The sequence below is a fragment of the Vibrio sp. FF145 genome (genome assembly GCF_041439075.1).
GTDB lineage: Bacteria > Pseudomonadota > Gammaproteobacteria > Enterobacterales > Vibrionaceae > Vibrio > Vibrio tasmaniensis_A.
Map to the genome: position 1 here is coordinate 1 of NZ_JBGONH010000029.1, position 13,730 is coordinate 13,730.

Below are 13,730 nucleotides of genomic sequence, written 5' to 3' on the forward strand. Positions count from 1 at the left end.
AGTAAGACTCGCTACACTGTGCGATCTAAACACCTTAAATGATAGGTGTTGGCTCAAATGAGCGGCGTTTTTTCGTGTCAGTTTTTGAGGAATTAGGAGTTAAGACTTAAAAACCCAAAATGTAACTTACGAATAATTCATTTAATAAGCAGTTATTTAATAAGCAAAGCGAGTCTCTTCTTTAAATAAGCTAGCTATAACCTCTTGGTATTGCATAAGGTTAAACGTAGAGTTGTCATTGTTATATTTTTGTTGCTTGTTTGCTAAATATGGTTGAGACACTAACGACGTAACTAGCATCTGGTAATAATGAAAGTTTGACTCGTTACAGCCATCAACTAAATAAAGAAGATTTTCAAGAGTCTTATTGTAGGTGTAACCAAACTTAGACTCTTTAAGGCGTTGAACATTTTCGTAATTGTATGAACTTCCGCCAAAAGTGAATAGTAAAAAGATGTTAGGCGAAGCTTCCCAAAACTCGATAAGTTCAGAAAGTAAGTGTTGTAGTTGTATTCCATCCACTCTCTGATACTTTGAGAACTGCTCTTGAAAACGACTTGTATGCTCTTCGATGAGCTGATCAAACAATTGCTCTTTGTTATTAAAGTAATAAAGAATTAACGCGGGGCTTACACCCGCAGACTTAGCAATAGACCGAATTGAAACTTTACTATAAGGCTGAGAAATAAATAGCTTTTCTGCTGAGCTCAAGATTTTTGTTCTTTTGTCATTTAGCATCAGATTGTATCCTCACCTATTTGTTTATATTACCCGCGCATTCTATAACTCAACCAAATAATCTCAACATGCCCATTTTTATATCAAACAAACTAAATGAATAAAAATATAAAAAATTTGGATTTTTTAGAAAATAGAACAAAAAACAACCGGTAAGATTGCCTTATAAAACAATAGGATAGGAAATTAACAAGCGAGTGTAAGCGGTAAGTAAGAGAGTTCGAGCAGTATGTAAGCCAATGTAAGAGTGGCGCCCTATTAGAGCGCCACACGAAAAGCCTTTACTTTGCAGCTCAAGCTTTTATTTTAAAGCTCAAGATTAAAGCTTTAGAAGAACCTTAACTGAACTATCAACTAAAGAGTCATCGATATAAGCAATTTTGTTTGAAGAGCTAGCGACCATGTCTTTCGCTAAGCTTTCTTGACCTACAGCTTTAGGTGGTTGACCTTTACCCGTAAATACTCGCTTTGCCCAGTAAGCTTGAAGCTGTGCTTCTGTCTTCTTTGTAATTGCTTGGTGAAAAGTACCCTTAAGTGGGTGACCGTCTTCCAAGTCTACCGCTTCAATCTGTAGAGACTTTGCTTTACCTAGATACAGTTTTTTAACTGTTGAAGCGTCAAGCTCATTCATTGATGGGTTGCCAACAACAACCAAACCAGCGAAAGCGTTCATGCTGCTAAGAAGAGCAGCGGCTACCAATGCTTTTTTAAACATAATTCTCTTCCTTAAAATACCGCGTCAACTTTAACTGTGTACAAGATGTTGTCTTCGTTCTTGTAAGATGCGTTAACACCACCATTAGTTGAACCGAAGTTGGTTAGGTAGCTAACATCACCTTTCAGCGCGATATTAGGCATAAAGTCCCAACGAGTACCGATGCTGTAAGTTGTGCGTTGAACATTTAAGCCACTTGCAACGTATTTTGCTGACTTGTAATCATTCGGGCTTCCGGTGCCTAATAGCGCTTTCATACCTGTACTTTTCACTTGGCCATTGCGCTCAGCATCGTCTGTTGTCTCCATATGCGCAGCAGTCACGTAAGGTGTGAATTCGTTCACACGGTAAGATACTGTCAGGTAAGCTGCATCTACATCTTGGTAAAAACCTTCTACTGTAGTGCGAGTCACTTCTGAAACAAGCGCTAGGTTACCGTTGTCGTATCGACCACCAATACCGTAAAATTTCGCTTTTTCATCATTGAATTTAGTATTCTGCATTTCATACGAATTCCCCGGATTTAGTGGGTCATTATCTAAGATCCAATTAGTGCTTGAGCTAACTGTTGCTTGAGCGTAAACCGCACGTAATGTCCAAGTGTCGTCGGTCCAGTTGATCACCCCACCAACGATATCATCGAACTGAGTATCGGCACTATAGGTATGCTTAGAAGCTGAAAGCTTTTGTGCTCCTACAAACCCTTGGAATGATGCTGTGCTATCTTCCAACTCAATATCGTAAATGAAATCCCCACCAGTCAGTGATGTAAGAACGACTGGGCCGTATACTTCGCTAGGTACGCGAACGCTTGTTTGAGCGTAACCCACCTCTAGGTAGTCAGAGTACATGAAAAGAGGAAGACGCAGCTTACCGCCACGAAGTGTCAGGTTTGGTGTTACTTTATGGCTTAGAAATGCCCACTCAACATCCGGTGTCCAGTTTTCTTTCTTAGTGCCTCGAGCAACCATTTGCACTACAGCTGAAGTAGATTCGTTAACTTCAAACTCACCCTGCAAACCAATTAGAGAACCTTCTTCAAAGCGTACTTTGTTTTCTGACTTCATGAAACCATGGCTATGGTTGCCAAGTTGCATGTTCAAAGCCGCAAAACCGTTGAAGTTAAATTTATCAGCGACTGAATTTAGTTCTTTTGCTTCAAGAATAGCGACCTTGTTCTCAAGCTCAGCCAATTTTTGCTCATCTGTAGCGTGTGCAGCGAATGAAGTCGCAAGTGCTACCGCTAACGGCAATAAGCGAAAAGAGGAGTTAGTCATTGTTGTTCTCCGTTATACTTTAAATTGTGATGTTGATTTACTCAGCTCTGTAACGATGCCACTCAGTTGGTGACTTAGAGCTTCGAGTTGATCTGTCGACTGAGACACTTGATGAGAGCACTGTCTAAAATCATCCATATGGGTGTGGATTTGTTTTGAAGCACGAGCTTGGTGCTCTGTAGTACTTGCAATTTGTTTGTTGAGCTCGGTAATTTCTTCTACCTGGCCACTAATTTCTAATAGATAGTCACCCGCGTTTTGCGCGTCTCCAACCGCCTGTGACGAGCTCGCTAAGCCTTGGTCCATAGCGCCAACAGCAGCGTTCGAGCCGGACTTAAGATCGACCAACAAGGCATTAATTTCTGTTGCGGATTGTTGAGTATTGTTCGCTAACACGCGCACTTCGTCGGAAACAACAGCAAAGCCTCGGCCATGTTCACCAGCTCGCGCAGCTTCAATTGCAGCATTTAGTGCTAATAAATTCGTTTGCTCAGCGACACTTTGTATTGTGTTTAGTATTGAGCCAACATTGCTTGCATTCTGATCGAGTTCTTTCAACTTACAGGCCGTATCACGGATGTTTGTCGCAAGCTCTTCAATTTCTTTACTCGTTTTAAGAACCACTTGTGTTCCTGTTTGAGCACTAGAATTGGCTTTTTGAGCTTGAGAATCTGCATGCGATGCAAAGTTAACAACTTGTTCTATGAGGTCGATGATGTTATTGACCGCCTCGGTAACCTCTTCGATGTGATCACGTTGAGTGCTATTTAGAGCCAAGGTTTGATTCGACTCGCTACGAATCTTGTCGCTGACAACCTCAAGCTCGTGTCCAATGCTTAACGTACTCGCGATAATGCCTTGTAGCTTTTCAATGAATTGATTGAAACTCTCAACAAGCGTTGATATCTCATCTTTTCCTGCGTAGTCGATGCGTACCGTTAAGTCACCATCCCCAGTCGCAATCGCCTTCATCTTTTCTGTCACAAGCAATATTGAGCTAATAACCGATTTAAATATTGCGTAACCAACCGAAATCACAGAGATCAAAAAGAACACACCTAACCAAATAGATTGATTCGCAGCGTCGTTTGCGGCTTTTTCAGAGTGCAAGATAGTGTCTACGACCTTCTGACTCGCGGATGCACGTAACGTCTCGCTTAACGCAACTAATGAATCATATTCAGTGCTAAGTTGGTTCGCTCTGGAGGTCAGGCTCTCGAAAGAGTCATTGAGATTAATAAAATCTTCGCTCAGCGCGTACGCAGAATCCGTGTACCTTGCTAGTTGTTGTGACAGTTTATTAAAAGCTGTCGCTTGTGAAGGTAAAACATCGGCACCACGACTCGCTTCAACTTGCAGTTCAGAAGAAATTTGACGTGCAAAATCGAGAGCTTGCTCATCTTCCATCACGACAGCAGCTTCGAACTGTTGCTTCACATTAGGTAAAAGAGAATATATTTTCGTCGCATGCTCAAGTGCAGGGTAGTAACTTGACTCTAACTGCTTTAGGCGCTGACTATTATCATTATGAATAAAGACATTTATTGAGATAATGGCAGCTAGGCTAAGAGATATTATTGAGAGCAGTACAATAAACTGTACTTTAATGTTGATATAGCGAGACAATAGCATAAGGTTTTTTCATTAGCGCTGGTTGTGGCTGATGGTAACGTTTGTTCATATTTAATAGCGAACACATTCACTAAACAAATTTACCGTTATGTTCAAAGCCCGCTTATTTAATTTCTTTAATTAAGTTCAGCTCTTTAATTTTGCTGTCCCAGTCTTCTTTCCACTCTAATAGTTTACGAGCAGGCATTGGACGAGCGATAAAATAGCCCTGAACCAATGTGTCGACATTACTGATTTCACGAATGTCCATCCAAAGAGAATGATCCTCAACCCCTTCAGCAACCGTACTCAGTTCTAATAAGTGAGCCAAGTAGAGAGTAGCGCGAACAATGGCATGGCTTGAACGACTGCTCTGAATGTTTTTCACAAAGTCGATATCCAGTTTCAGTGCTGAAAATGGCAGGTCATCTAATTGCTTGAGTGAAGAGTAACCTGTTCCAAAGTCGTCAATCGCCAGGGGAATACCACGCATGCATATCCTCGTGGTGGACGCTAAAGCAAGAGCGACACTTTCAACTAAATCAGATTCTGTTAATTCCAATTTTATCTGCTCTGTCTCAAGTTCACCTTGGTCGATCAAAGCGAAGATATAATCAACAATATCACCGTCAATAATATCTTTAGCTGTCAGGTTTATTGCAAATCTCCGCTCTCCGAGAAATGACTTCTCATTGATCGCTTGATTGATTAAATACTTCATCACCTCTCCCATTTTTCCTGACTCAAGTAACCGAGACAAAAAGAAAAAAGGGCTGAGTACGCCATAACGAGGGTGCTGCCATCGAATTAGCGATTCACTTTCTCGCCATTCACCACTATGGATACACACTATCGGTTGGTAATAGAACATAAACTCTTGGTTGCTTACCGCTTTTGCTATGTCTTCATCCGTAATAACGATGTCGCTATTAGAATTAGAAGCAGCCGCTTCTTTTGTAGAGTTAAGGTTAATTAACTTTGACAGCGACTCTTTTGCTATTGGCTTCTCAAGAACACCAAGCAAATTCAGGTTAAACGCTTTACACATCTTCCTTGCGGCATCGAGCACTGTTTTGCTTTCCGCACTTGTGATGATGATATTGCCTTGAAAATCGGCCTCAGCAAGGCGTTTTAGGAGTTCGATACCATCGATCATCGGCATATTCAGATCACATAAGATCAAATCGACAGAAGAGGCTTCAATAAACTCTAGAGCCTTATATCCACATTCAAAAGGTTGGACATTTTCCATACCCAAACTCTTTAAAACCATCCCCATTACATTCAATTGAAAAGGGTGATCTTCTATCACTACAACATGCTGGTTCATGGTAGCTTCTTAAATGGTTTGATTGATTCTGAACAATAAGTCTTCAATTGGTTCGTCAGCTGTTCGAGGTTATCGTAATGTGCTTGAATACCATCTAAGTCACTTAAGGAGACCAATTCCATTGTTTGCAATTGATTGGCAATGTCCTCTGTGCCTACCATTTTTGCAGCTCCCTTCATCTTATGAGCTACCTGTTTAATAGCTTCGAGATCTCGCTGTTCACACGCAGCTTGAAGCAGAGGCATGTCAGCTTGATGGCTCTTGATAAAGTCAGTGATGATCTGCATGACGAGATCTTGGTCACCAAACAATTCGGTTAAGTTGGCGAGATCAATCGGAGCAGAGCTCGGCTCACTTTTAGGCTCCGAGGAACTAATACACGGCTTATCGACAACAGATTGCACCTTATCAAGATGTTTGATTATGGTGTCGCCAATCACCCTTAATTTGGTTGGTTTTGATAAGAAGTCATCCATACCAATCTCAAAGCACTTATCATTTTCACCTTGCACAGCGTTTGCGGTTAGCGCAATGATCGGAAGACGAGGTTGGTTTTGGCTCTGCTCTTTTACTCGGATCTGCCTTGTTAACTCATACCCATCCATCTCTGGCATGTGGCAATCAGTAATTAGCAGCCCATAATCTTCATTATCTAAGGCAACAAGTGCTTCCTTGCCGTTATCTACCATGTCGGCATGGAAACCTAATTGCTCAATTTGTTGAAGAATTATCTGTTGATTGATTGGGTGATCTTCCGCTATTAAGATAAGTCTTTGATTCTGTTTGGCAGACTCGCGCGACTCAGTACTCAATTTCAGATTATTATCATCTTGGACAACATCTTCCACAAACGCAGGACAGTTGTGCAAACAGTGCATCAACTGCGAAGGCAACAATGGGTTTGCTGACAGATTCCAGCCCAATTTGCATGGCGCAGGCGAAAGCATTCCTTGTTCACTGACACAAATAAACTGCACGCTTTCGGCGAACGTATCAATGCTCTGATCTAGCTCATGAGGAATAAACACAAAATCAGGCTCAATGGTATCGACCCAGTGTGCGAGCTCTTTAGTCACCTGAACATTCTTTGAGATAACCTTAATACCCCAAGATGTTAGATAGTTCTCTAATTCAGATTGCTGCATGAACGTTTTGGTAAGTAGCGCCACCTTGCCATTCATGTCCGCCCTGTTATTTTCAGCGAGCGTTTTAAGCGGCAGCGTAATAGAGAACGTTGAACCAATGTTGATCTTACTCGTAACGTTAAGACTGCCACCCATTTGTTCAATAAGTTGCTTCGAGATAGTCAAACCAAGGCCTGAACCACCATATTTCCTCGTGGTTCCTTCATCGGCTTGAACAAAAGGTTGGAATAGGTTTCGAATGTGTTCTTCACTGATACCGATGCCACTGTCAAACACCTCGAAACAAATTTGTTGCTGTTCACCATCCAGGTCGAGTAACTTTGCCGCTAAACCTACGGTTCCATATTCTGTAAATTTAATGGCATTGCTCAACAAGTTATTTAAAACCTGTCCAATACGAATATCATCCATTAAGACTAAATCATTCAACTCAGGGTCTAACCAAAATTTGAACTGTAACCCTTTGGCGTGAGCTTGCCTCGCCTGCAACTGAGTCACTCTAAGGGTCAATGTATCTAGACTTGCAGGCTGATAATCTAGGGTCAGCTTACCGGCTTCAATTTTCGAGAAATCGAGTATATCGTTAACAATATGCAGTAGGTTATTCGCCGATTGACTCAGCGTTGTATGGATTTTCTGAACTTCATAACCAACTTCATATTGCTCTGACAATTCCAACAAGCTAACAATCCCTCCCAATGGAGTGCGGATTTCATGACTCATGTTTGCCAAAAATCGAGACTTGGCCTCAGTTGCGGCGATAGCACTTTGCCTTGCTTGTGTTAGCTCTTCTTGCTGTTGTTTAAGCTCAGTGATATCAGTAAGAACAGAGTCCCATTCATAATAATCGCCAAGATCAGAAATCTTGCTCTGCAAATTGAGCCATCGGTTTTGGTTATCAATATTCACTCCAATATCGAGGCTTAGTTTTCCCTCTTTATTTCCACTACGTACCTTCTTAATTAAGGTTCGACGATCCTGAGCATTAAGCGGTGCGAAAAAACTAATTGGAGAGCGGCGCAATTGAGCAGGAGTAAGCCCTAAAAGCTCCTCTACCCCATTACTAATAAAGACGAATTCAATATCGTGAAGACTTCGTTTGGGCTGAATATGCTGTATAACCGCGCCATGCAAATTGTTCGCCAGTTTCTGTACTCGGTCATCGGCACTTTTTGCAATTTTTTTCGCTTCGTAAAGCTCAGTAAGATCATCAAGAATGGTCACTGAGCCTTCGATATTCCCGTTGGAGATATAAGGGCACTTCCAATACGCGTAGTGTTTACTGCCTTGCGGCAAAACGACTTCTTTTTCTAAGCGAGGTAAAACAACCCCGTGATGGATCATTGTGTCTTCATCGGAGTTATTAACGATGGTTCCTTCGATTAACTCAAAACCAGTAAGCTGATGCGCGGCACTGTTCAGACTGATTATCTGGTTATCCAAGTTACGCACAACAATAGGAAACGGCATTGCGTCCAACAATGAACGCTCGAACTCCACTTGATGTTTGAGAGCGGATTCAGTTCGCTTTCGATCTTCAACTTCACGTCTTAGTTTCCAACTCCATGCCATTACAAGCATAATGAGCACCGATGCTACAGAGATTAAAATGGCAGCACCCAAGATAACATCTGCCGTATCCACGCCTGATTCATAAGACACATCCAACCAATGCTTCTTGATCTGCTGATACTTGTGATGAGGTATGGCGAACAGCGCTTTGTTAATAATATTGTTCAGGACTTCTTGGTCGGCTTCGACACTGTAGGCGACTGGAATATCGTTGTCTTTAGATAGCAGGCTTGTTACGCGTAAGTACCCTGAATACTGGCCCTGTAATAGAGGAGACGCTAAATAGAGCGAAAGCATCGCTGAGTCCACCTCTCCTGTATCCACGGCATCGAGCAAAAGCAACTCAGAGCTATAGGTCTTAATTGGGCAAGCCTCACAATAGCGTTTCACAAGCTCTATTCCGACACTGTCGTTTATAGTTCCAATAACGGAGCTCTTCGTTAACTCACCGAATACCGCCAATTTACTCGTATCACTTTTACCAACCAGTGCCCACGGCTCAACCATGAAAGGCTTAGAATAGAGGTGATGCTCATCGTCACCAGTAGAAGGTGTCGCCTTAGTATGAATTACTGGAAGAGAAACTGGATGAGCTTGGTTACCCTGTAAAACGAGGTCGTTGTCGTAAATAAAGTTTAACCCCGTAAGTCGGGATATTTCACTCAATATATCAATCGAAATACCATCAGGCTTACCTTCACTATTCATGAAAGATATAGGCTTAGAGTCTGCCGTCGATGATACATATATGTTCGGATTAAGAAGAAGGAACTGCTGTTCTTTTTCAGTTAATAGCAGCTTGTTTTTACTAACGACTAACAGAAGACGCCTTTGTATTTCGTTCAACCACTTTTTGCGAATATTAACAAGCTTGCTTGAGTTATCTTGGTTTATAGCGTTATTGATAATACCCAGCAACTTCCTATTTTCAGGCGTATCCAGCAAGGCAATAACATAATTATTTAAGGGTAAACCATCATGTAAGTTGACCGACAAAAATAACTCATAGGGGCTATTCATTAACTTGTTGTGCAGTAACACTCCATCATCAACAATGGCTAACGCGTTCTCTCGAGCTACAGCAGCAATCGCGGTTTGATAGGATGAATATGACTTAAAAGAAGAAAATGGGAGAAGCGATTTCACAGAAGACGCGTTACTCGAGTCTTCAAAATAAGCCAGGTTTCGCCCCTTCATTAATAAGTGGCTTTCAATAGGCTCACTACTTAGGCTAACCATTCGACTAGATAAGATAGGTTTAGAGTAAATAACACCGCTACTAGAAACATTTTGTTCAGCCGTAATAATGGCATCAACTTGTTCAGTTTTAAGTACGTTATTTAGATCCGACGGAGAATGAAAACCGACAAACTCCAAGCCATTCAACTCACGCTCTGCATAGAAACCGGTCAATTCAGGCAATAATCCCGAAACCTCCCCCTCTTGGACAACAACGTACGGAGAAAATCCTGAGGTTTGAACTCCGATTGTAATCGAACCACTAGCCTTAACGTAAAAAGATACGGAAGAAGCCAGGATAATTAGAGAAAGTAGATTAAAAGCGCGGAACATGAATAACCTAGAGTTTTATTAATTAGTGCACCTTATATCTTATTCACAGTCTCGACTCACCAATTTGCACTGAACAATATGGAACTTCTGTTTAACGCAATCGTTCACCCAAGTTTAAACACCTCAAAACCCATAATGACAGTTTTAAGAAACAAAAAATCCGAGAGCCTCATAGCCCTCGGATTTTTGGTTTTGCCATCCAACTTTCAGATGCTAGGCGAATTACAAATCAGCGCCATAGATATCAAATGTGAAGTACTTCGCTGCGATCTTATCATAGGTGCCATTTGCTCTGATCTCTTCAATCGCGGCATTGAATTGTTTCGCCAGTTTTGAATCCTGCTTTCTTAGTGCTAAAGCCGTACCTTCACCAATGTAGGCTTTGTCTGTTACCGCTTTACCCTTGAATTCAAAGCCCTCTCCTTCTTTCTTATCTAAGAAAGCCAATGAAAGTTGATCAGAGTTACCAAACGTTAAATCTAGACGCCCATTCTGCATATCCAGATAAACTTCATCTTGGCCGGTATAGCGTTTAATGTTTGCCACATCACCAAACTTGTCGGTTACGTAGCGATCGTGAATCGTACCTTGCTGAACACCGATGGTTTTACCCGCTAAGCCGGCCTCATCAATGCTGAACTCGGCGCTCTTAGCAGCAACAAACACGGCTGGAGTTTGGTAGTACTTATCGGTGAACAAGATTTTGCGCTTACGCTCTTCGGTAATACGCATCGAAGCCATGATCACATCTGATTTTCTCGCCAATAGACTTGGAATCAACGAATCCCAGCTTTGCGATACCCACGTGCAATCGAGTTTAGCTTGCTCACACAAGGCGTCAGCTATCTCAATATCAAACCCGACAGGCACACCGTCACTGTTTTTATAGTTGAATGGCGGATACGTAAAGTCCGACGCCAAACGGATTTCTTTCGCCTGTACCGTTGTACCAAGTAAAGCGGCCGCACAAGCGAGTCCTAGTATTATCTTTTTCATCATTGCCATCCTAGATATGATCTTTATCGAGTTGAGATTGAGTTTCTATATATTGATCTTGTTGACGCTGTCGTTTTTGCTGATCTTGTTGAGTCTGTTGTAGCTCGATTTGGTAGCGTGTTAGTGACGTTATCACTTCTAGCATGCTCTCTTGGCTACCAATACTGATTCGAACACAGTTACGCAAAGCAGGTTCGTGGTTTTGATTCCTTGTCACAATGCCATCCTTCGCCAATACACTGAACACTTGATGCCCAGGTTTTTGACGCAGCAAAACGAAGTTAGTCGATGAAGGGTAAACCTGTTCTATAAATTCAAACCGCGTTAGCTCACAAGCAAACCGATTACGCAATTCAACCAACTTTAACGTCGCGCTTTCCATCAACGCAATTCGTTCATCAGACAATGCGTCTAGCACGATTTGAGATGAGCAATCTGGCATTGGATACGGTGGAATTAATTTAGCTACATACTGCATCACATTTTGACTCGCTAAGATAAAGCCACAACGTACGGCTGCGAGTCCAAACGCCTTAGACAAGGTGCGAATCACAACCAAATGCGGATAACGCTCAATAAGGCTCACCGCTGACGTTTGTGGTTCAAATTCGATATACGCTTCATCGACCACCACTAGCGACTTGCCAATCGTGCCTTCCAGTACCTGAATCAAATCCAATTTAGGGATCACATTGCCCGTAGGGTTGTTTGGTGAGCAAAGAAACACGATATTAGCCAATTCCGCTTTATTCACGATATCAGCGACGTTCAGGCTGAAGTCTTCCTGCAATGGAGAGTCTAAAGTATTAATCGCCAATGCATCGGCGCAAAACTCATACATTGCATACGTTGGTGAACAAATAAGTATATTGTCACTCGCTGGCTTACAGAATGTTCTGATCAGTAAATCTATCGCTTCATCTGCACCACGAACGGCAACCGTTACAGCAGCAGTTCCGCAATACGCTTGATAAGCCTTAGCAATATCTTGCGGTAAAAAATCTGGGTATCTATTGTGGCTTGCTTCTCCTGGAAACAGCGAGCTTTCCAATTCATTGGCGTTTAGCCAGACTCGTCCATCACCACCAATTCTTCTTGCCGATTGGTAAGGTATTAATTTTTTTACAGCCTGAGGCACTAAGCTATCAATAAAAGATGTCAAGAAGCTATCCCTTTCACAAAATCACAATGTCTTCACCACTGCCTTCATATTCAAAAAATGTGACTTATACACATATTGAATCACAAATGATGATTAAGTATTTACATTCAAACAGAACACTATTGATAAATGAATCGAAATAATCACATAATAGCCATGATAAAAAATCATAGGTAAAGATATGAATCGCACACTTCCTTCAACTAAAACCTTGCTCGCGTTCTTGTCGACGGCAAGGCATCTCAACTTTACGCGCGCGGCACATGAGCTCAATGTTACGCAAGGTGCAGTGAGTCGTCAGGTATTGTCGTTTGAAGAAAGTCTCGGGTGCGATCTTTTCTACCGACATGCTCGCGGGTTGTCATTAACACCTAAGGGAGAAGAACTGGTTCCGCTGATTCAAGATACCATCCAACAACTGCAATCGGCGTTAAATCAAGTTGCCAGCTCTCCATCGAAGATCAAGCTCAACGCACCAAGTTGTATTACCTCTTGGCTGCTACCCAAGTTGATGTCTTTTCAGCAAGCCTATCCTGAAATTGATGTCGAACTCACGTCGACCATCAAGCACGTTTTTGAACCAAGCTTTGACCCATTTGATGCCGTAATCACCTATGGTAAGAAGCCAAGCCAACAATCGATAGTGAGCCAGTTATTGTTCAACGAGCAACTGGCTCCGGTCTGCCAAGCGCAAAGCATTACGCAAAGCCATCTTGTAAGTAGCGCTTCTACTATCATCAAGCCACACAAGCTCGCTCAATACACTTGGTTACACGCCAACAATGAGCAGAGTGATTGGCGACTTTGGTTAGAGCACATAGGAAGTCATGACCTTTCAAGCAAGAACAACCAACAATTCGCGACGCTCGATCAAGCGATGAACGCCGCCATTCAAGGGTTTGGTATTGCCATAGGCGACATAACGCTGGCCAAGCAAGATATTGATTTGGGTAGATTGGTGAAAGTGAGTGAAGGCAGTGTCTTCTCTGGAAATGGTTACTTCTTACTGCAACCCAAGAATCGACAAAATACATCCTTATCTACGCTGGTTGATTGGCTCGTCGATTAGCGGCAATCATCTTGGGTAAGCCCCCACTGTAGCTTTAATAGATCGTCATAATGAGAATTTTACCATTCTCAAAATGAAACTATTTTACGCTCGCTGCGTATTGGTATCTATAGAATAGAACGAACGTTTCTTTAACTAGTTGAAAAGAAAATTAATTCAACTTTTTACGTCAGAAATTCTACCCCAATGGATTAAATGGCATTCGAATTGCTTTGTCATAGATAACCCAACCAATATACAGCAGGTTGCACCAATAACATTGCAGCTTGTCACGGAGGATAGGCTATGACCTTACAAAGACATACATATTACGGCTTAATTCACCATGGAATTAAAACCCTATTGATGGACAGAATTGGCCACTTCACAGAGCGTGAATATCACGAATACCTTGACCTAACGACCGGCAAATCGACGTGTTTTACCATGAGCGAACAAGAACTCGAAAACACATTAGACAGTTTGAAAAGTGAAGGTTACCTTGAAGACATCAAGAAGCTAATACCTCGCTATCAAACCTCGTCAATGCGTTAACCTGTTAGA

At 42.0% G+C, this 13,730-nt stretch carries 10 protein-coding genes; 2 read left to right on the forward strand and 8 right to left on the reverse strand.

What is annotated here, in order from left to right:
* Positions 1 to 156: 156 nt before the first annotated feature.
* From ACED42_RS12275 to hisC, 8 genes are all read right to left on the reverse strand, one after another.
* The gene (locus tag ACED42_RS12275; protein ID WP_009846439.1) at positions 157 to 738 is read right to left on the reverse strand and encodes a TetR/AcrR family transcriptional regulator; all 582 of its coding nucleotides are present in this window, start codon (positions 736 to 738) and stop codon (positions 157 to 159) included.
* Positions 739 to 1,057: 319 nt separating this feature from the next.
* Complete coding sequence (locus ACED42_RS12280; RefSeq protein WP_009846438.1) at positions 1,058 to 1,453, reverse strand: phosphate ABC transporter substrate-binding protein; 396 nt, start codon at positions 1,451 to 1,453, stop codon at positions 1,058 to 1,060.
* Positions 1,454 to 1,464: 11 nt separating this feature from the next.
* The gene (locus tag ACED42_RS12285; RefSeq protein WP_371702723.1) at positions 1,465 to 2,730 is read right to left on the reverse strand and encodes a hypothetical protein; all 1,266 of its coding nucleotides are present in this window, start codon (positions 2,728 to 2,730) and stop codon (positions 1,465 to 1,467) included.
* Positions 2,731 to 2,742: 12 nt separating this feature from the next.
* The gene (locus ACED42_RS12290; protein WP_009846436.1) at positions 2,743 to 4,362 is read right to left on the reverse strand and encodes a methyl-accepting chemotaxis protein; all 1,620 of its coding nucleotides are present in this window, start codon (positions 4,360 to 4,362) and stop codon (positions 2,743 to 2,745) included.
* 103 nt (positions 4,363 to 4,465) lie between these two features.
* The gene (locus ACED42_RS12295) at positions 4,466 to 5,671 is read right to left on the reverse strand and encodes an EAL domain-containing protein (protein WP_012603664.1); all 1,206 of its coding nucleotides are present in this window, start codon (positions 5,669 to 5,671) and stop codon (positions 4,466 to 4,468) included.
* Positions 5,668 to 9,810, reverse strand: a complete 4,143-nt coding sequence (locus ACED42_RS12300; protein WP_371702726.1) for an ATP-binding protein — start codon at positions 9,808 to 9,810, stop codon at positions 5,668 to 5,670. Before ACED42_RS12300 ends, ACED42_RS12295 begins: the two co-directional genes overlap by 4 nt.
* A gap of 372 nt (positions 9,811 to 10,182) precedes the next feature.
* On the reverse strand, positions 10,183 to 10,956 hold the full coding sequence (locus tag ACED42_RS12305) for an ABC transporter substrate-binding protein (RefSeq protein ID WP_012603661.1): 774 nt from the start codon (positions 10,954 to 10,956) through the stop codon (positions 10,183 to 10,185).
* A gap of 10 nt (positions 10,957 to 10,966) precedes the next feature.
* A complete protein-coding gene (gene hisC, locus ACED42_RS12310; protein ID WP_371702729.1) occupies positions 10,967 to 12,118 on the reverse strand; it encodes a histidinol-phosphate transaminase in 1,152 nt (383 codons plus the stop codon).
* 181 nt (positions 12,119 to 12,299) lie between these two features.
* Here hisC and ACED42_RS12315 point away from each other — a divergent pair, with 181 nt between their 5' ends.
* Positions 12,300 to 13,187: a LysR substrate-binding domain-containing protein gene (locus ACED42_RS12315; protein ID WP_009846429.1), complete on the forward strand. Its 888-nt coding sequence runs from the start codon at positions 12,300 to 12,302 to the stop codon at positions 13,185 to 13,187.
* Positions 13,188 to 13,472: 285 nt separating this feature from the next.
* Positions 13,473 to 13,721: a hypothetical protein gene (locus ACED42_RS12320; protein ID WP_032555183.1), complete on the forward strand. Its 249-nt coding sequence runs from the start codon at positions 13,473 to 13,475 to the stop codon at positions 13,719 to 13,721.
* The last annotated feature ends 9 nt before the right edge of the window (positions 13,722 to 13,730 follow it).